Source organism: Prolixibacter sp. NT017 (assembly GCF_009617875.1).
GTDB lineage: Bacteria > Bacteroidota > Bacteroidia > Bacteroidales > Prolixibacteraceae > Prolixibacter.
This window is the reverse complement of sequence record NZ_BLAV01000001.1, coordinates 3,441,971-3,461,625: the sequence shown is the minus strand read 5'-3', so window position 1 is coordinate 3,461,625 and position 19,655 is coordinate 3,441,971. Positions and strand designations below refer to the sequence as shown.

General features: G+C 45.0%; 16 protein-coding genes. 11 read left to right on the top strand and 5 right to left on the bottom strand.

Annotated elements, in window-relative coordinates:
• Positions 1–114 precede the first annotated feature (114 nt).
• From GJU87_RS14355 to GJU87_RS14340, 4 genes are all read right to left on the bottom strand, one after another.
• Complete coding sequence (locus tag GJU87_RS14355) at positions 115–1,128, bottom strand: dihydroorotate dehydrogenase-like protein (protein ID WP_153640141.1); 1,014 nt, start codon at positions 1,126–1,128, stop codon at positions 115–117.
• A 218-nt stretch (positions 1,129–1,346) separates the two neighbouring features.
• Positions 1,347–3,626 (bottom strand): sodium-translocating pyrophosphatase, encoded by a 2,280-nt coding sequence (locus tag GJU87_RS14350; RefSeq protein WP_153640140.1) that lies wholly within the window; start codon positions 3,624–3,626, stop codon positions 1,347–1,349.
• A gap of 178 nt (positions 3,627–3,804) precedes the next feature.
• A complete protein-coding gene (locus tag GJU87_RS14345; protein WP_153640139.1) occupies positions 3,805–5,217 on the bottom strand; it encodes an MATE family efflux transporter in 1,413 nt (470 codons plus the stop codon).
• A gap of 92 nt (positions 5,218–5,309) precedes the next feature.
• Entirely contained in the window at positions 5,310–5,798 is a 489-nt protein-coding gene (locus GJU87_RS14340) for an outer membrane protein (RefSeq protein WP_153640138.1), read from the bottom strand.
• Between the two features lie 122 nt (positions 5,799–5,920).
• Here GJU87_RS14340 and GJU87_RS14335 point away from each other — a divergent pair, with 122 nt between their 5' ends.
• The 11 genes from GJU87_RS14335 to GJU87_RS14285 all read left to right on the top strand — a co-directional run bounded on the left by GJU87_RS14335 (position 5,921) and on the right by GJU87_RS14285 (position 18,115).
• Complete coding sequence (locus GJU87_RS14335) at positions 5,921–6,397, top strand: low molecular weight protein-tyrosine-phosphatase (RefSeq protein WP_153640137.1); 477 nt, start codon at positions 5,921–5,923, stop codon at positions 6,395–6,397.
• Positions 6,387–7,253, top strand: coding sequence for a fructosamine kinase family protein (locus GJU87_RS14330; RefSeq protein ID WP_153640136.1), 867 nt, complete (start codon positions 6,387–6,389; stop codon positions 7,251–7,253). Before GJU87_RS14335 ends, GJU87_RS14330 begins: the two co-directional genes overlap by 11 nt.
• A 157-nt stretch (positions 7,254–7,410) precedes the next feature.
• The gene (locus tag GJU87_RS14325) at positions 7,411–8,328 is read left to right on the top strand and encodes a DMT family transporter (protein ID WP_153640135.1); all 918 of its coding nucleotides are present in this window, start codon (positions 7,411–7,413) and stop codon (positions 8,326–8,328) included.
• Positions 8,329–8,447: 119 nt separating this feature from the next.
• Positions 8,448–9,053, top strand: coding sequence for a TetR/AcrR family transcriptional regulator (locus tag GJU87_RS14320; RefSeq protein ID WP_153640134.1), 606 nt, complete (start codon positions 8,448–8,450; stop codon positions 9,051–9,053).
• 559 nt (positions 9,054–9,612) lie between these two features.
• Entirely contained in the window at positions 9,613–10,878 is a 1,266-nt protein-coding gene (locus tag GJU87_RS14315) for a TolC family protein (RefSeq protein ID WP_153640133.1), read from the top strand.
• A 7-nt stretch (positions 10,879–10,885) separates the two neighbouring features.
• On the top strand, positions 10,886–11,791 hold the full coding sequence (locus GJU87_RS14310) for an HlyD family secretion protein (RefSeq protein ID WP_153640132.1): 906 nt from the start codon (positions 10,886–10,888) through the stop codon (positions 11,789–11,791).
• Between the two features lie 163 nt (positions 11,792–11,954).
• Entirely contained in the window at positions 11,955–12,869 is a 915-nt protein-coding gene (locus GJU87_RS14305) for an ABC transporter ATP-binding protein (protein WP_194831541.1), read from the top strand.
• 1 nt (position 12,870) lies between these two features.
• The gene (locus tag GJU87_RS14300) at positions 12,871–13,608 is read left to right on the top strand and encodes an ABC transporter ATP-binding protein (protein ID WP_153640130.1); all 738 of its coding nucleotides are present in this window, start codon (positions 12,871–12,873) and stop codon (positions 13,606–13,608) included.
• A 36-nt stretch (positions 13,609–13,644) separates the two neighbouring features.
• A complete protein-coding gene (locus tag GJU87_RS14295; RefSeq protein WP_153640129.1) occupies positions 13,645–14,751 on the top strand; it encodes an ABC transporter permease in 1,107 nt (368 codons plus the stop codon).
• A 26-nt stretch (positions 14,752–14,777) separates the two neighbouring features.
• Positions 14,778–15,896, top strand: a complete 1,119-nt coding sequence (locus GJU87_RS14290; RefSeq protein WP_153640128.1) for an ABC transporter permease — start codon at positions 14,778–14,780, stop codon at positions 15,894–15,896.
• Between the two features lie 248 nt (positions 15,897–16,144).
• Positions 16,145–18,115, top strand: coding sequence for a DUF3078 domain-containing protein (locus tag GJU87_RS14285; RefSeq protein WP_153640127.1), 1,971 nt, complete (start codon positions 16,145–16,147; stop codon positions 18,113–18,115).
• A 112-nt stretch (positions 18,116–18,227) separates the two neighbouring features.
• On the opposite strand, the gene GJU87_RS14280 is transcribed toward GJU87_RS14285, so the two are convergent.
• Positions 18,228–19,649 (bottom strand): sugar porter family MFS transporter, encoded by a 1,422-nt coding sequence (locus GJU87_RS14280; RefSeq protein ID WP_228492003.1) that lies wholly within the window; start codon positions 19,647–19,649, stop codon positions 18,228–18,230.
• Positions 19,650–19,655 lie beyond the last annotated feature (6 nt).

Below are 19,655 nucleotides of genomic sequence, written 5' to 3'. Positions count from 1 at the left end.
ACACTGATTTTAATCAGTTCTAAACAAGGAGGGGAGAAAAGTAAAAACGAATCTAAAAGGAAGGCAAAATTGGAGAATAAAAAACCCGGCGTTTGCCGGGTTGAAATTGGGGAATTAAATCATTGGATATTTTTTGATTATCTCTGTTGAGTTCATCAGGATGTCGACGTACTGGGCCCGCTTGTATGCGTAAGGATCCTGCAGATTTTTCATGGCGAGCTTTCCGCGGAATTCGTCAACCGATTTATACCCTTTTTCGTCCATCCATTGTTCGAGCATATCGAGCATTTTGGTAATGGCTCCGGCTTTGTTCCGGAATATTGTGCTGACAACCTGTACGGAGGTCGCACCAGCCAGCAGCATCTTAATCAGATCTTTTCCGTCGGAAATACCACGGCTGGCGCAAATGTCACTTTTAATATGTCCGTAAAGCAGACCGGCAAAACGCAAAGTAATCTGGTAGTCTTTTTCATGTGTCAGATCGAACGGGTAATAGAACTCTTCGGTCTCAATATCAATTTCAGGTTGGAAGAAGCGGTTGAAAAGAACTACGGCATCGGTTTTTGCTTTGTCGAGCTGCTGCACAAAGTTCAGTGGATTGCTGTAGAAGGATGAAATTTTCACACTGACCGGAATTTTCACCGCTTTTTTCACTTTTTTCAGAATGTCCAGCTGATGTTCTTCAATACTCGCCCCGGCTTTATCCAACTCAACCGGCACACTGTAAAAATTCAGTTCCAAACCAGCGATTCCGGTTTCTTCCAGTTGTTTGGCATATTCTACCCAGGTAGAATCATAGATGGCATTCAAGCTGGCAAAAACAGGAACATCCACATTGTCGACCGTTTTCTTCAACTGGTACAGATGTTCTTTGGCCCCGGCATGTTTAATGTTCGGGAAAATATCGATCATCTCGGCATGTCTTTCATCGTATTCCCCGAGCATGTCGTCCAGCTGAGCTTCTTCGAGATGAATCTGCTCCTCGAAAAGGGAGCGGTAAACAATGGCGCCGACTCCGGCCCGTTCAATTTTTTTCACGGTTTCGAGCTTGTCAACAATACTGCTGGCTCCAAGAATGATGGGGTTTTTCAGCTGCACCCCCATGTACGTTGTTTTGAGATCCGCCATGTTCTATTTAATTTAGTTTTATTTATATGTAACATATTATATTATCAAATCGTTCACTGCGGGTGGGTTAGGGCAAATGTTTTTAGGTATTTTTAATAATTCTAAATGATTTGATAGGATTTCTTTCTCCTTAGAAAGTTATAGAATAATTGGTTTTTAACAAAAAAAGGAGGTGACCAATTCGGTCGCCTCCTTGTAAATATTCAGTGTGAGTTGGATTACAAAATATGATAAGCCACGGTAACACCTGCCATAACGATGGAGGCCATCGTCATTAGCTTAATCAGGATATTTAATGACGGGCCGGATGTATCTTTAAACGGATCACCCACCGTATCGCCTACAACACCAGCCTTATGAGCTTCACTGCCTTTTCCGCCGTATTCACCTTTTTCGATGAATTTTTTGGCATTGTCCCAGGCACCACCAGCATTATTGAGCATCACTGCCAGAGTGAAACCAGTGGTCAGACCGCCGACTAATAGTCCTACAACGCCTGCTACACCCAAAAGAATACCTACGGCAACAGGGACGATAATCGCCAGTAATGAGGGAAGAATCATCTCGCGTTGTGCGCCCTTGGTCGAAATCTCAACACAACGGGCATAGTCCGGTTTCTGTTTCCTTTCCATGATACCGGGAATTTCGCGGAACTGACGGCGAACTTCATCCACCATGGCTCCGGCAGATCGTCCGACAGCTTTCATGGTCATCGCGCTGAAAACAAAGGCCATCATGGCACCAATAAAAATACCACCCAGCAGAAGCGGGTTGAAAAGTGTCAGATTGTAAGCATCGGCAAAGTCCTGAATATTGGCCGTTGCAATTTCCACAGCCCTTTGTCCGGCTGTTACCATTGGCATATGATCATTATAGAACAACACGTTGCCAACTTCTCTGACGCCGTCACCTGCCAGTTTTCCCAGCCATAAGCGAATTTCTTCCATATATGCAGCTAACAGTGCCATAGCAGTAAGTGCAGCAGAGCCAATCGCAAAACCTTTTCCGGTAGCAGCCGTGGTATTTCCCAACATATCGAGTGCGTCGGTGCGTTGACGTACTTCCGGCGGCAATTCTGCCATTTCAGCGTTTCCTCCAGCATTATCGGCAATCGGCCCAAATGCGTCGGTTGCCAGTGTAATTCCCAATGTGGAAAGCATACCAACAGCGGCAAAGCCGATACCATAAACACCATCGGCAAAGCTGTGGAAACCTCCACCGAATCCGTAGGCTGCAATAATGCCAATAACAATGGTGATAACCGGAATCCAGGTTGAGTACATACCTACAGCCATTCCTTCGATGATGGTGGTGGCTGGCCCTTGTAACCCTTGTTTGGCAATGCCTTTGGTTGGTTTATATTCATCGGAAGTAAAGTATTCAGTTCCCTGTCCGATGATAACACCGGCAAGAAGTCCGGAAACAACTGCTCCGAAAATTCCCCAGCTAATCCAGTCAAAGTATACCATAAATCCAAGAACAACCAGTATGAAGAACGAACTTCCACCAGTTCCCAGTAGTAAGGCATTTAGTAGGTTTTTCTGTGTAGCTGATTCTTTGGTTCTTACCAGGAAAATACCGGCGACCGAAAGTAGAATACCGATAGCAGCAACGAGCATTGGTGCAATCACTGCTTTGGTCTGATCTTCTCCGGTGAGACCGGGAAGAGCGGCTCCAAGCGCAGCTGTTGCCAGAATTGAGCCGCAATACGATTCGTACAGGTCGGCTCCCATACCTGCTACATCACCTACATTGTCGCCTACGTTGTCGGCAATAGTGGCCGGATTTCTCGGATCATCTTCCGGAATACCAGCTTCGACTTTACCTACGAGGTCGGCACCTACATCGGCAGCTTTTGTATAAATACCCCCTCCCACACGGGCAAAGAGTGCCTGTGTAGAAGCTCCCATACCGAAGGTCAGCATGGTAGCGGTAATTTCGATTAATTTTTCATGTTCTGTAGTTCCGGCATGAACAAAAGTGAGCCCAATCCATGAAAGTCCTTCATGCATGTTTGTCGCGGTATACACCAGTTTGTTCAGGATCATGTACCAGATGGAAATGTCGAGCAAACCGAATCCGACGACAACAAGTCCCATAACGGCTCCACTTCGGAAGGCAATCTTCAAGCCTTTATTCAACGATGCAGAAGCTCCGTGAGCCGTACGGGCAGAAGCATAGGTTGCTGTTCGCATGCCCAGGAAGCCTGCTAATCCGGAGAAAAAACCTCCGGTGAGGAAAGCCACGGGAACAAACGGGTTTTGAACCCCCAGATAAGCAAGTATACCAAGCAGGATAACGAGTACCACGAAAACCTGTCCCACCACTTTGTATTGTCGGGTGAGATAAGCCAGGGCGCCTTCGCGTACGTGCTGGGCAATTTCTATCATTGTCGGGGTCCCTTCCGAATTGGTCATCATATTCTTAAAGAATATCCACGCAAACAAAAGGGCAAATAGTGAGGCGGCCGGAATCAGCCAGAAAACGGAATGAATCATAACAGACGCTTTAGTGATTATTGGTTTGATCAGGGCAAAATTTCCCTGCTTTGATTTTTTGGTTATTTGAAACGAGATGGCAGGTTAGGCCAACAAATTCTTTCCAGTTTCGGAAATGAAAATAGATATTTAAAAGGAATAAGGATGTTTTATAATTATGTTGTAGAGCATCTTCTTTTTATCCGTTTGCGGTAACGGAGCTTTTTTCCTGTTTTACAGCAGGTTTGGGAACCGGCTGCCCGGATGAAAAATTCTGGTGATGAAAAACGGTTTTGCCGCGCCATCTTCCCGATAGGTAATAGATATAAGATCCGATGGCTCCCACAACCCAGGCAATCGGAATCGCCCACCAGATTCCACTGACACCAAGTGGTCCCCGGGAAAGAAACCAGGAAAGGGGAAGCCGGATAATCCATAATGTGACAACGGTGATGTACATGGGAATAAGTGTATCACCGGCGCCGCGTAGCATACCAATCACCGAGAACATGGCAGCAAAAGCGAGATAAAATGAACTGACGATGACCAGGTATTTTTCGCCGATATGAATAACAGCCGAATCATCGGTAAACATCCGCATCAGGAATTCTCCAAAGAAGACAATTAACAGGGAGATGATGATGCTGTAAATTACAGAAATGGCAAGTGTGGAGCGAAAACCATTTCGGGCGCGTTGTTCTTTGTTGGCTCCGAGGTTTTGGCCGACAAAAGAGGAGAGGGCCGAAGCAAAATTCATAGCCGGCATTTTGGCCAGCGAGTCGATGCGCAGGGCAACTGTATAGGCAGCAACGGCGTTGGTCCCAAATCCATTCACAATTCCCATGATGGCCATGGCTCCAACGGCTACAAACGACTGTTGAAATCCGGTAGGCAAGCCAATCTTCACACAGCTCTTAAATATCGATCTGTCGAACTGAAGGTGTGTCAGCGTAATTTTGACCAGGGCATGTGTCCGGTTCAAATAGATAATTGCCGTGACAAATGCTCCGGCCTGTGAAATAACGGTAGCCAGGGCAACACTACCGACTCCCAATTTAAAGACCACGACAAACAGCAAATCCAACGCGATATTAGCCAGCGTGGCGATGATCATGAAATATAAAGGTGTTTTCGAGTCACCTAAACCACGCAGAATGGATGCTATGCCATTGAAACCAAAAAAAGCAAACAGGCCGATTAAGTAGGTGTGAAGATACGTTTGGGCTTGTGGAAGAATTTCTTCGGGTAACTGTAATAGTCTGAAAATTGATTCAGAAAATACGATGCCCAGTGCGGCAAGAATAATCGCTGCACCGATAAAAAAGATGAAAATGGTGTCGATGGTGCGTCGAACCTCATCTGTTTTTTTTGCCCCGAAAAACTGGGAGATGACAATAGAAGCGCCAGAACCGACACCAATAACCAGCGCAATGAGCGTAAAAATGACGGGAAACGACGCACCAACGGCAGCCAGGGCTTCCTTGCCCAGGTAGTTTCCTACAATTACGCTGTCGATAATGTTGTACAGATTCTGGAAAACATTACCGGCAAGCATGGGCAGGGCAAACCTGACGATTAATCTCGTCTCATTTCCTGTCGTCAAATCTCTCATCGAGGCATAAAAAAAACAATTTCCCCAATTTGTCAATAAACCAGGGAAATCTGTTGTATCGGTGTTTTATCTTTTTAAAATCAAAGATGGGATTAAAAACAGTACCGAACGGAAAGGGCCAGATCGAAGTTGAGGTTGTCTGCCTGCGGATTGATGAATCCGATCTGCGGACGGGTGTCGATGGCCACCTGTAGCGGAATCTCAAAATTGTATTCAATTCCGGCTGTTCCCGCTATGGTCAGAAAAAGGCCGCTATCGCCGTAGTCGGTATAATTATTCCGGTAACTCCAGGAACCGATTCCGGCACCTGCTCCGGCATACCAATTGAAACCTCCGTCGATGTGCCAGACCCATTGGTGAACACCGGTAATGGCCCAGCTATTCCAGCTGTTTCCAGAGCGAACACCCAAATCAGCTTCCAGGCGAGTCATTGGAGTAAGCGTATACTGGTAACTGATTTCTGTTCCGAAGTTGGCGTTGTCTCCCAGTCGTAAACCCAATGCATGTTGGTGATTAATCTGTGCATCGACAAAGCCGAATGTACCGGCGATAAACAAAATTGATAAGAAAATCTTTCTCATGGTCATGAATTTTTCGGAGTCAAAATTAAGTCATTTTTGGAAACAAGAAACAGAGAAGACAATTCATCTGGGTTGCGAGGCCTGAAAAAACTTGCGATATTCGGGTTTGAAATTTAACACGTATGAAGAAGCAGATCCTATTTGTTTGTTTGGGAAATATTTGCCGTTCTCCCAGCGCTGAGGCAGTGATGAACGCATACATTGACAGAAAAAATCTGGAAAATGAGATTGAGTGCGATTCGGCGGGCATTATTGGTTACCACGAAGGCGAACCGGCCGATCAGCGGATGCAATCGCATGCCATTAAGCGCGGATATAACCTGACCAGTATTTCTCGCCCGGTCAATCCAGACGTCGATTTCGACCGTTTTGATATGGTGATTGGGATGGATGATCAGAATATTCGCGATTTACAGTCGCTGGCACGGAATGAATCCGATAGGAAGAAAATATACAAAATGACTGACTTCCTCGAGGAGTTTGGCTACACATCGGTTCCCGATCCGTATTATGGCGGAGAAGAAGGTTTTGAATTGGTTTTGGATCTGCTTGAAGATGCCTGTAATGGTTTATTAAAGCATATTCAGAATGGGAAGTGAAGCGGAAATAATTGCCAGAATTGAAGATTGGGCCGGAGAAAAAATCACCGGAACAGAATCCGTCGGTGGTGGTTGCATTGCCAATGCCCGTCGTGTGAAAACGGAATCGGGACGTTCGTTTTTCCTAAAGTCGGGATTTGATAACTCCATGTTCCGGAATGAGGCCAACGGCCTGAAAGAGTTGGCGAAGGCAGAATCTGTTCGTGTGCCGGAAGTGTTGTTGCAAGGCGATGACTTTTTGTTGCTGGAATTTATCCCGCAAGGCAGAAGAGAGAGAAATTTCTTTGAAGATTTCGGCCGGAAGTTTGCACAAATGCACCGCTATCATGCTGAGCACTTTGGTTTTTATGAAGACAATTACATCGGGGCAACCCCGCAGATGAATATCCCGAAAGGGGAAGAAGCTGATGAGTGGACCGCTTTTTACCTGAACAAGCGCTTACTTTTTCAGCTCAGCCTGGCCGAGCGTAACGGATATGCCGACGAAAAACTTCGTTCCGGTTTCCGCAAGCTGGAAGAGAAAATAGAAGATATCCTTTCGGGAAGTGAAGAACCACCGGCACTATTGCACGGCGATTTGTGGAGCGGCAACTACATGAGCGATGAAAACGGTGAGCCGGTTATCATCGATCCGGCGGTGTATTACGGTCACCGCGAAGCCGACTTGGCGATGACCAAATTGTTTGGTGGGTTTTCATCTGAGTTTTACTCGGCTTACCGCGAAGAAAATCCGTTGCCCGATGGTTATGAATACCGCGAAAATATTTACCTGCTCTATCACGTGATAAATCACCTTAACCTATTTGGAAACAGCTACTACGGACAGGCCGTTCGCTTGTTGTACAGCTATTTCTGACAGATTGAGTTTTAGCTTACTCAATATTCTGAAAAGAAGGAACGGATTTCTTGTATGTGAAAACTGTGTGAAGTATTCCAATGGTTATGGTTGTTTCTTTGCCGATATAAATTTAAGGCATAGTTTTGCATCTCTCTAAATAACAGAAACCCGATTCATGCGCACCAAGCTCAATAGCACTATTTTCCTGGCCATTTTAGCTTGCCTGTTATGGGCATCGGCTTTTGTCGGAATTAAAATTGGCTTACCATATACAACTCCTTTGCAGTTTGCCGGAATCCGATTTTTCATCTCCGGCCTGATTATTCTGCCGTTTTGCTCCCAACGAAAGGATTATCTCCGTATTATTCTGAAGAACTGGAAAGTGGTTTTCGTTATCACACTACTGCAGACGTTTGTACATTACTCACTTTTTTATACCGGAATATCAATGGTCCCGGGAGCGTTGGGTGCTATTGTGGTTGGTTCCGGACCTGTGTTTGTCGCTATTGTGGCTCATTTTAGTATGCCCGATGACAAAATGAGTTTGAAGAAAGTGGGTGTCATTCTGCTGGGATTGGCTGGGGTTGTTTTAGTTAGCCTTGAACGGGGTAGCCTTTCAGGAGAAGGAAAACTGATACTGGTTGGCATTGCGTTATTGATACTGACCAATATTAATTCCGGATTTACCAATATTATTGTAGCAAAAGATAAAGACAAAGTGCCGCCGCTGATTCTTAGTTCGGCGAGTATGATTATGGGCGGTGTGATGCTGTTCTCGTTTTCCATCCCGGTTGAAGGGCTTCATTTTTCAGCTAAGCCTTTTGAATATTATGGGGCATTAGCCTGGCTCAGTTTTCTTTCGGCTGCAGCTTTCTCCATCTGGTTTACGCTTTTAAAACGTCCGGGGGTAAAAGTTTCAGACCTGAACATGTGGAAATTCATCATCCCGGTTTTTGGAGCCATTTTCGCTTGGATTTTACTGCCTGATGAGCATCCCGATGTTCTTTCCATTACCGGAATGATCATTACCGGCAGTTCTCTTTTCCTCCTCAATTATTTGAATCGAAAAAAAAATCAGTCAATAAAAGTTTGATTTCGCGATGATTGACTAAATAGTTTGACCGTGTGGTTAAATTTATTGGCCAAAAAGTTTGGCAGGTTATTGAAATGATCTACTTTTGACCATGTGGTTAAACCAAACAGTAAAACAAAATGACGAGTGAAACAACAGAGAAAAAAATATTAGATGCAGCCCGTAAAGTCTTTATCAGGAAGGGAATGGACGGTGCCAGAATGCAGGAAATAGCCGATGAAGCAGGAATTAATAAGTCGTTGCTTCACTACTACTTTCGCTCGAAGCAAAAATTATTTGAAGCCATTTTTCAGGATGCATTTGGCCTGTTAATTCCTGAGTTAATGAAAATATTTAAGGAAGAGGGCCCTTTGCAGAACAAGATCGACCGCGTTGTCGACCGTTATATTACCGTTATTGGAGATAACCCTTTTTTGCCCCAGTTTTTAATTGGCGAAATCAATCGGGATCCGGACAAATTTGTCAAAATACTTCAATCCAGTGGAATTGATCCCGAATTCCTACAGAGGAAAATTGACGAAGAAGTTGAAGCCGGTAATATTAATCCGATTCGAGCGGCCGATTTGATACCGAATATGATTGGAATGGTTGTCATTCCTTTTGCAGTACGTCCATTGTTCCAAACGATTTTTTTCAAGGGAAATAACGAGGAGTACGATGTGTACCTGAATGAGAGGCGGAGGACCATCAGTGCTTTTATTAAAAAGGCATTGGTGAAGAAGTAGAACGGTTGGCGGAACCGCTTCGGAGATGGCCGTTGTCGATAGGTCCCGTTTTCCAAAGATAAGACGACTGGCAAGCGATGGCAGCGTTGTTTTACACAAACTGAAATATAGTTCGTCCCTGCAGAAAGACAGAAATTACGAGCCACATGAAAAACAGAAATTCAATCACAAAAGACAAAGGCAGAACTCATTTGATTTGCCTGCTGTTCGGTCACGATTTTGATCCCATCAGAGCTTGTTCAAATGAAGATGAATATTGCCATCGGTGTGGAAAGAAATGCCATGAGCATGACCGCTGGTTCGAGTGGCGATGGTGGATGAAGTGGAAGCTGTTACCACTGAGAAGATGGATTTGGCAATTGAATGGTACAAGAGACAATTATACATTTTGATGTGCCTGTAGAAATAAGGAAACCGGCCATTTCCTTCAATATATGAGCAGGCAATTCACAGTAACCATAACATATCCTGTTCGCATGAATGGGGTGCAGAATGAGAGCCCGGCAGAGTTCGGGGTGAAATAGGTGAGTATTGACAAAAATGAACAAACGATTATCACATGAAACGATTATTAATCTTACTCATTTTACCGGTTCAGATGGCGTTTGGCCAGGCAGGGCAGGTAACTCTTGAGGAATGTTACAAGCAGGCCCAGGAGAATTATCCGAAGTTGAGTGACCTGGACCGGGAGCAGCAGATGAATGATCTGAAGACAAAGAATCTGGATGCAAACTGGTTGCCGACAGTAAATTTGAATGGTCAGGCTACCTATCAAAGCGATGTGACCAGCGTGCCGGTATCCCTTCCGGGAATAAATATTCCGACTCCTTCAAAGGACCAGTATAAGGTTTATATCGATTTGCATCAGAATATTTATGACGGAGGATTGACGAAAGCGCAAAAAGAGGTGGATGCAGCCAATTTAGCTGCCGACCAGCAAAAGTTGGAAGTGGAGATGTATTCGCTGAACGACCGGGTAAATCAGCTTTACTTCGGAATTATCCTGATGCAAAAAAGCCACAAGGTTTTGGAGCTGAAAAAGGAGAACATCTCCGAGCGATTGCGGGTGCTTGAGTCGGGACTGAAAAATGGGATGGTTCAGGCCAGGAATGTGGAAACGCTGCGTGCCGAGAAAATTCTCACCGACCAGCAAATCGAGGAAGTGGATGCGAAACGGATGGCTGCCGTTAAATCGTTGGCTGTGTTGACCGGACTATTGATTGATGGAAATACACAGTTCCAGGCACCGGTAATTGCACAGAAGAATGAAGAGTGGCAACGCCCGGAACTGAAGCTCTACAACCGGATGGAGAATACGATTGATAAAAGTGCGGAACTGATTTCCAGAACACGGAATCCGAAAGTGTTTGGATTTGGCCAGGTTGGCTATGGAAAGCCTGGTTTGAATATGCTGAAGTCCGAGTTTAGTTCTTATTATCTGGTTGGAGTTGGTGTTAAATGGAACATCTTCGACTGGAAACAAAGTCGCCGGAAACGCGAAGTGCTGGATATTCAGAAACAGATGGTCAACTCTTCCAGGGAAACCTTCAAACAAAACGTCAATATGGCGTTGATTCAGTCTTCTGAGAATATTCAGAAACTGGAATCACTTATCAATACCGACCAAAAATTGGTCAGCATCCGTGATAAGGTAGCGGCGCAATCGGCTTCACAGCTCGAAAACGGAGTGATAACTTCAGCTGATTACGTGACCGATTTGAATGCCGAAATCCAGGCGCGAATCAATTTAGAATCAAGGAAAGTTCAATATTTACAAGCAGTTGCCAATTACAATACATTAACAGGAAATCTCTCAAATAACTGATAACGTCATGAAACGCATAACGAAACTAAAATATCTTTTTGCCTTCGCAGCGGGCGTTCTGCTGATGAGCTGTAACCGGAACGATAAACTCTCGGATGCTTATGGCAACTTTGAAGTCGACGATGTAATTGTCTCATCCCAGGTGACTGGAAATTTGCTTCAGTTCAATCTGAGCGAAGGTGATCAGCTGAAAGCCGGAGAGCAAGTTGGTTTGGTGGATACTACCCAACTTTATCTAAAAAAGGAACAACTCGAAGCACAAAAAGCATCCATCCGTTCGAAAATGGCCAGTGTGCAAACTCAAATTGCAGTCGTTAAGCAGCAGAAAGCAAACGCTGAAGTTGACAAACACCGTATCACCAAAATGCTGGCCGATAGTGCAGCGACGCAAAAACAGATGGATGACATTACGGGGCAGATTGATGTATTTAACAGGCAAATTGCCAACATCCGTACTCAGGAAGTTTCACTAAAAAAAGAGATTGATGTGGTGAATGCACAGGTGGCACAAATCGAAGACCAGTTGGGAAAATGCCACATCACCGCACCCATTTCAGGTACTGTACTGGAGAAATACAAAGAGATGGGAGAGTTGGTAACGCCGGGGCAATCGCTCTTTAAAATTGCCGATTTGTCCTACCTGAATCTCAAGATTTATATCAGCGGCGCTCAGTTGGCACACGTAAAACTGGGTGAGAAGGTGACGGCACTTATCGATAACTCGAAGACAACCGATACCAAATTGACCGGTACCATTACCTGGATTTCATCGCAGGCCGAGTTTACACCGAAAATCATTCAGACCAAAGAAGAACGGGTGAAGTTGGTTTACGCCGTGAAAGTGAAAGTTCCGAACGACGGCAGTATGAAGATTGGTATGCCGGGAGAAGTTCGCTTCAATCATAAAAACTGAAATTAACGAGTAAAACCGGAAATCTCCACGAGCCTGCGGGTCTTTATTATATTCTCAAAAATAGCCATGAAGAGGGGAAGTTGGAAACATCCGACTTCCCCCTGTAAAGGCAACATTTACTGAGGAGATATCCGGAAGTTACGAATCTTAAATGACTGAAGAGATGATGATATCAGTCGAAAATATCGAAAAAAATTACGGTGAGGTAAAGGCGTTGCGTGGTGTATCACTTGACGTGAAGGAAGGAGAGCTGTTTGGCCTGATCGGTCCCGACGGTGCCGGAAAGACTTCGCTGATAAGAATACTGGTTACTTTGCTGAAGCCCGATGCCGGAAGTGCAACCGTGAATCAACTTGATGTGGTGGACGATTTCAGGAAACTGAGGAAGCAACTTGGTTATATGCCGGGACGTTTTTCGCTTTATCCCGACCTGTCCGTTGAGGAAAACATGAACTTTTTTGCCACGGTTTTCGGGACAACCATCGAAGAGAATTATGACTTGGTGAAGGACATCTACCAACAAATCGAACCTTTCAAGGAACGGTTGGCCGGAAGATTGTCAGGCGGAATGAAGCAAAAACTGGCTCTTTCCTGTGCATTGATTCACGCCCCGAAAGTGCTGATACTCGACGAGCCAACCACCGGAGTGGATGCGGTTTCCCGGAAGGAGTTTTGGGAAATGCTGAAGCGGTTGCAGAAAATGGGCATTACCATTCTGGTTTCGACACCTTACATGGATGAAGCCAATCTTTGTGACCGGGTTGCCCTGATTCAGGACGGAAATATTCTGACCATCGATACACCGGAGAAAGTGACACAAAGTTTTGCTCACAAGTTGTGGGCCATTCGCTCCGATAACATGTACCTGTGCATCCGTCATCTGCGTGAGCATCCGGAAGCAGAATCCGTTTTCGGATTTGGAGAATACCTGCACGTTACCTGGAAGAATCAGGAAATGAAGGCGGAGGAGATGAAGAATTATCTGGCCGGATTGGGGCACAGCAACGTGGAAGTGAAAGAAACGGAACCCGGCATCGAGGATGTATTTATGGACCTGATGCAAAAACATGATAGCTGATATGGAAAAAGAAAATACAGTCATCCGGGTACGCGATTTGGTCAAGAAATTTGGCCAGTTTGTGGCCGACGATCACTTAAGTTTCGATGTCTACAAAGGCGAAATATTCGGTTTTCTTGGAGCCAATGGAGCCGGAAAAACCACCGCCATCCGGATGTTGTGCGGACTGCTGGAACCTACATCGGGAGAGTTGACGGTTGCCGGCCTGGATGGATTTAAACAGCGGGAGGCGATCAAACGCCGTATCGGTTACATGTCGCAGAAGTTTTCGCTGTACGAAGATTTAACGGTGCATGAAAACATCCGGTTGTTTGCGGGCATTTACGGCATTCCTACCCGTGTCCGGAGAGAAAAAACGGAAGAGCTGCTGGAAAAGCTGGAGCTTACTTCGACGCGAAAAAAGCTGGTTCGCGATTTGCCGCTGGGATGGAAGCAGAAGCTGGCTTTTTCGTTGGCTATTATTCACGACCCGTCCATCGTTTTTCTCGACGAGCCGTCGGGAGGTGTCGATCCGGTAACCCGCCGCCGTTTTTGGGATTTGATTTACGAAGCGGCCCACGAGGGAATTACCGTATTCGTAACAACCCACTATATGGACGAGGCAGAATATTGCGACCGGGTAGCTATTATGTCGGCCGGTAAAATTGTCGCACTCGATACGCCGGAAGCACTGAAAAAAGAATGGGATGCCACCAGCATGGACGGCGTATTCCTGAAACTGGCCCGCTCAAATGAGTAGTCGGTCATTCACGAATTTCGATAGATAGAAAAAGAGATGAAACAATTACTTGGTTTTATACGAAAAGAGTTTCGCCACATCTTTCGTGATCCGCGAACGATGATCATCCTGTTCGGTATCCCGATTGTGCAGCTCCTGTTATTTGGTTACGTCATTACCACCGAAATCAAGGATGCACACATTGCCATTCTGGATAAATCGAACGATGAAGTGACCCGGGAAATCACGCATAAATTGCTGTCTTCAGGATACTTCAAACTCGATGCCATGCTGGACAACGACGGGCAGATTGATAATATTTTCCGTAAGGGAAATATTAAAGAAGTGGTGGTGTTTCAACAGGATTTCGGCAAAAAACTGGAAAGAGACGGAAAGGCCGATGTGCAGGTAATTGCCGATGCATCGGACCCCAATACCGCCCAATTACTTTCGAATTATACCAATGCCATTGTCCAGGATTACCTGCAGAAGAAATTTATCAACTACCATATTCCGTACGAGATAAAGCCTCAGGTGCGGATGCTCTTCAACGAAAGTTTGAAAGGAGCATTTATGTACGTTCCCGGAACGATGGCATTGATTCTGATCATCATCTCTGCGATGATGACGTCGATTACCATTGTGCGGGAAAAGGAGATGGGAACGATGGAGATATTATTGGTCTCGCCGCTGAAATCACATCACATCATCATTGGAAAAGTTACGCCGTACCTGATTCTTTCAGTCATTAACGCTATAACGATTGTGGTGTTGGGAAACCTGGTCTTCGGTGTTCCCGTCAGGGGCAGCCTGATATTGTTAATGTCTGTGGTTATCCTATATATCATGCTGGCACTCTCACTGGGAATTTTAATATCGACCATTGCGGCCAGCCAGTTTTCAGCCATGTTCGTTTCCATTATGGCACTAATGTTACCCACCATGTTGCTGTCGGGTTTTATTTACCCAATCGATAATATGCCCGTGGTGCTGCAGGTGTTGTCGAATATTATGCCGGCCCGTTGGTTTATTGAAGCGGTAAAGGCTGTGATGCTGAAAGGAGTTGGAGCCGGTTACATCTGGAAACAACTGCTGATAATGACCGGAATGACAACTGTTTTCCTGGTCATCAGTATGAAGAAGTTCAAATTGCGTTTGGAGTAGAAGAACGAATTTAAACAGAACGAGAAATGAAAATATTACGATATCTTCTTCAAAAAGAATTCATCCAGATTATTCGGAACAAATCGATGTGGCCCGTCATTTTTGTGATGCCCATTGTGCAGATGCTTATTCTGGTGAATGCAGCCACATTGGAACTGAAAAAGTCGGATGTTTTGGTGATCGATCAGGATATGAGTGACGCATCGCGGCAGCTGGTGAATAAGCTTGAGGGAAATCCGTTTTTCAAGGTAACCCGGGTAAACGATGCTGATTTCGACGCAGATGACCAATTATTAAAAGGCAAGGCTAATGTTGTGCTTGATATTCCCCAGCATTTTGAGCGTGACTTGAGACGGGATAACAAAGTATCGCTGCAGTTGCGCGTCGATGCCATTAATAGTATGTCCGCCGAGTTGACCTGGTCGTACATGAATTCATTAATAAGGGATTACAACAACAATCTCCGGGCGAGCTGGATGGGAGTTTCCAAATTCGATCCGCCGCAAAAAATCGATGTCTCGTCGCGGTACTGGTACAATCCGACGCTTATTTATGCGTTCTATATGGCGCCAGGGGTATTAGTGATTCTGGTTACGCTAATCGGGATGTTTCTGTCGGCGGTTAACCTGGTTCGGGAAAAAGAGATTGGCACTATGGAGCAGCTCAATGTGACTCCCATTAAAAAGTACCAGTTTATTGCAGCCAAAATGATTCCTTTCCTGGTGATTGCACTGGTAGTGTTGTCATTTGGACTGCTCATAGCCAAGCTGGTATTTAACCTGCCTTTTCATGGAAATATCCTGGTATTATACGGATTTACAACAGTTTTCCTGCTGGGTACCATGGGGCTTGGGCTGTTCATCTCGGTTGTTTCCGATACGCAGCAGCAGGTTTTCTTCCTGAGTTATTTTTTCCTGCTGATTTTTATCCTGATGAGCGGCTTGTTCACTCCGGTGGAAAGTATGCCGAAGTGGGCCCAGTTGCTCGACCATCTGAATCCGCTGTATTACATGATGAAAGTGATTCGGAATGTGGTGCTGAAAGGCTCAGGATTTTTCGACTTGAAGTACGAGTTTTTTTCCATGCTGGGATATGGCGTCGTTATGTTCTCGCTGGCCGTGATGCGGTACCGGAAAACGGCATAAAATAGAATACCTTCATATGTTTCGAACGCCTTCCGGCGGATGAGTTGTCATTCCGATAGCTTATTCCCGGGAGGTTTTTTATATATAATATTTCGAAATGATAATTGAGATGAATATTTTCTTTGGTTTCCGGAATAAAATGGCACGAAAATGGATATACATAAAGTTGGAAGGAATGATTTTAAATCTTTTTATAAATCTGTCCTGAATCGTTATTTTTGTGTCAAACCAAACCAGGGGAAGTAATTATGTCAAAAATATTTCCGGTCTTATTGCTGGCATTCGTTACGATGTTGGCCGGTCCTGTATGGGCCAAAACAGAAGGTTCTGCTTCTGTGAAAAAGGATCAACGTCGTGATCAGCCGGAAAATCCGATGGATACGTTAAAGTGGAGTGTGAATTATTTGAACCGGATCATGTACTCGGGAGGGGAGTGGTATCTAACCGATCGTACATACCAGAAAGCCATCAAAGGCGTATTAAACTACGCCGAAAATCAGTCCGTCGATACGTCGGTGGTGGAGATGAAAAAGCTGCTGGCTGATTACGGTGTGGTGTACATTTACGATCGGCGACCTCAGGATATTCCTCACCCGGGAAAAGTGCCCGGGTATGTTACTTCGGCTCAGCTGGACGAGCAGATGAAATCGTTGCAAAAGCAATGGGCCGATAGTCTGGAGAGCAGCATGATTGAAGTTCCGGAATCGTTGCTGGAAAATGTCGAGAAAGAGGTACGGCTCATTCCTGCGATGGATCCACAACGATTGCTGAGCGACTCGCTGAAGCAAATGCCGGCAGCTTTTAGGCGCTGTCTTACCAGGCATTTTACCAATCTCGGAGTAACCGATTCAATTTCGCCGGCGGCCTTCGATTCTATTCGGAGCAGTGTGGTCGAATCGTGCCGGTTGCGTTACAACGATTCGGTTTTAACCAGCTACCGCGATTCGGTGATTGCAAAGTATCGTTCAGAATATATACAGCAGTTTATCGATTCGGCAGCTCAGGCTTACCGGAAGAAAGTGGAGCAAAGCAACTACGATAAATTATCATACTACAATGACGGAGCAGTGGCTGCTACGAATGATTCACTTCGAATGGCATTGCGTTTTCTAACACAGTATGCCGCTGCCGATTCGGTGAAATTGAGCTTTACCAATCTGGCAGGAGAGCAAAAGTCGATGTGGACCGCCAACCACCCGATGCCGCCCATTCGGTTTTACCTGAAAAATGTTCAAAACGACTCACTGGGCGTTATCATGAAAAACCGGGGGAAGGGGAAAGTGGACGTCATTATTGACGATGGAGTCCAGATTCAGCGCTTTACGACCACCGACCGTCGGGAAATAACCATCAAGCGGGAACAGCCCGATGACAATTTGTTGACAATGCCTACCATCACTCCAAAATTATCACCCTGGGAAATGGGGGGAGACGGTTCGCTGGGATTCACACAAACAACGTTAAAAAACTGGGCCAAGGGAGGCGAGAGTTCACTGTCCGCCCTGGCTGTGGCCAAATACCATGTCAATTATTCGAAGAAGAAAATGAAATGGGAGAACAACTTTGAGCTTCGTTATGGGATGAACCGGACGGATACCAAAGGACTACAGAAGAACGACGATAAAATCGAATACCAATCCCGTTTGGGATATTCTGCCTTTAACCGGTGGTATTATTCGGCAGATTTTGACTTTAAGACCCAGATGACCAAGGGGTATTCCGATCCCGATCATCAAAAGCCTATTTCCGCATTTATGGCTCCGGGATATGTGACTTTTTCTATTGGTTTGGATTACAAGCCGAACGCTGATTTCTCGTTGTTTATTTCTCCACTTACTTCCAAAACCACGTATGTTCGTGATACAACGGAGATTGATCCAACAAACTATGGATTGAAACCCGGAGAAAAGAAATTATGGGAACCCGGTTTCATTGTAAAAACAACTTTCAAGAAGGACATCGTCGAAAACATTCATTACGAAACAGCTGGTCAGATGTTTGTCAACTACCGGTATCCGTTTACCAAATTCGATTTCGACTGGGAACAAACGCTGGTCATGAAGGTAACTCAATCTATCAACACCCGAATCATGACGCACCTGATTTATGATGATGATACCAAATTTCCGGTTTACGATGCTACTGGTAACGAAATCGGTAAGAAAGCTAAATGGCAGTTCCAGGAACTCTTCACGATTGGATTTACTTACCAATTCTAACTTGACGTTTGGTTTTAGTGGTTACCTCTTTCAAAAAATTCCATAAGAACTTTTGGATTAACAAAAATTCTCATGGAATTGGTTTTATAATCTACATTTGTGGGTGAATGATTCAATGTGTCATCCACATTTGTTCAATTTCTTCCAGCGATTTACCCGTTGTTTCGGGGACTAGTTTCCAGGTAATCCATAAATAGGGCAGGCACATTAAAGCAAAAAGCAAAAACAAGCCTGTTGCTGACAGAGAGGTCATAAGCCATGGAGTCAATTGGCCTATCAGGTAGGTTCCTACCCAAAGGGAGAAGCCTGCAAAAGACATAGCGGCACCTCGAACTTTTGTTGGGTACATTTCTGACAGCAATACCCAGATAACTACACAAATGGATATCGCGCATCCGAAAATATAGGCCAGGATCAATACGAGTAAGGTAACCGGAGGGATCACCATGCTGGTTTTGTTGATTTGGAAATACAAGGCGATCAAAATAAGTGAGACTAACATGACTGAGACCCCATAATATATCAGTTTTTTCCGACCAATTTTGTCAATCAACCAAATAGCAATGACCGTAGAAATAACATTTATCAGGCCAACAAAGACCTGGTAAAAAAGGGAATCACCTTCCGAAAGTCCAGTTTGTTCAAAGATGCTTGGGCCGTAGTATAATACTGCATTGACCCCCATGAATTGTCCTAAGATGGCCAATGATATTCCTATTATCATAGCGGTGCGGTACCCATGCTGAAACAAGAGTCTCCAGTTCGATTGCACTTCAAGCTGTACCATTCGTTTTATTTCCTTTAGTTGGGCTATTGCGGTCTCTTCACCTTGAATTCGGCTTAGAATTCGCAGTGATTGTGTGTTTTTGTGTTTGACAATTAACCAACGCGGGCTCTCCGGAATAAAAAACAAGGTAATGAAGAAAAGCAGTGCAGGTATGGCTTCAGCTCCAAGCATGGATCTCCATACTTCTTCTTCGAAAACCAGGTTTATCCAGCCAGATTGAATATTTGCCGAAACCTGCCAGTTCTCTGCCTGTATCTTGAGTGCATAATTCACCATATAGGCACCCAAAAAACCGACGGTAATGGCTAATTGATAGAGTGAAACAAGTCGGCCACGGTAACGAGGTACAGATATTTCGGAAATATAAAGGGGAGAAATAACTGAAGCAACACCAATACCGATTCCTCCTATGATGCGATAGAACACCAGCCACTGTTCATTTGGAGAAAGCATACAGCCAATGGCGGACGCAGAGAATAGAACAGCTGATGCAAAAAGTACCGGCCGACGACCAAAAAGATCGCTTAGCCGACCGGCTACCAATACGCCACCAATTGAGCCAAGCAATGCGGATCCAACGAACCATCCTGACTGAATGTCATTCATGTTGAATTGGGTGGATACGCCCTTAATCGTACCTGAAATGACTGCCGTATCGTATCCAAACAGAAATCCTCCCAAGGCTGCGACAATCGATAAGAACAGTACGTAGCCCATATTCTCACTATTCGTATGATTTTTTTTCACGATGAA

Coding starts and splice junctions, on each gene's coding strand:
- GJU87_RS14355 (WP_153640141.1), bottom strand. CDS start 1,128: ATGGCGGATCTCAAAACAACGTACATGGGGGTGCAGCTGAAAAACCCC.
- GJU87_RS14350 (WP_153640140.1), bottom strand. CDS start 3,626: ATGATTCATTCCGTTTTCTGGCTGATTCCGGCCGCCTCACTATTTGCC.
- GJU87_RS14345 (WP_153640139.1), bottom strand. CDS start 5,217: ATGAGAGATTTGACGACAGGAAATGAGACGAGATTAATCGTCAGGTTT.
- GJU87_RS14340 (WP_153640138.1), bottom strand. CDS start 5,798: ATGAGAAAGATTTTCTTATCAATTTTGTTTATCGCCGGTACATTCGGC.
- GJU87_RS14335 (WP_153640137.1), top strand. CDS start 5,921: ATGAAGAAGCAGATCCTATTTGTTTGTTTGGGAAATATTTGCCGTTCT.
- GJU87_RS14330 (WP_153640136.1), top strand. CDS start 6,387: ATGGGAAGTGAAGCGGAAATAATTGCCAGAATTGAAGATTGGGCCGGA.
- GJU87_RS14325 (WP_153640135.1), top strand. CDS start 7,411: ATGCGCACCAAGCTCAATAGCACTATTTTCCTGGCCATTTTAGCTTGC.
- GJU87_RS14320 (WP_153640134.1), top strand. CDS start 8,448: ATGACGAGTGAAACAACAGAGAAAAAAATATTAGATGCAGCCCGTAAA.
- GJU87_RS14315 (WP_153640133.1), top strand. CDS start 9,613: ATGAAACGATTATTAATCTTACTCATTTTACCGGTTCAGATGGCGTTT.
- GJU87_RS14310 (WP_153640132.1), top strand. CDS start 10,886: ATGAAACGCATAACGAAACTAAAATATCTTTTTGCCTTCGCAGCGGGC.
- GJU87_RS14305 (WP_194831541.1), top strand. CDS start 11,955: ATGATGATATCAGTCGAAAATATCGAAAAAAATTACGGTGAGGTAAAG.
- GJU87_RS14300 (WP_153640130.1), top strand. CDS start 12,871: ATGGAAAAAGAAAATACAGTCATCCGGGTACGCGATTTGGTCAAGAAA.
- GJU87_RS14295 (WP_153640129.1), top strand. CDS start 13,645: ATGAAACAATTACTTGGTTTTATACGAAAAGAGTTTCGCCACATCTTT.
- GJU87_RS14290 (WP_153640128.1), top strand. CDS start 14,778: ATGAAAATATTACGATATCTTCTTCAAAAAGAATTCATCCAGATTATT.
- GJU87_RS14285 (WP_153640127.1), top strand. CDS start 16,145: ATGTCAAAAATATTTCCGGTCTTATTGCTGGCATTCGTTACGATGTTG.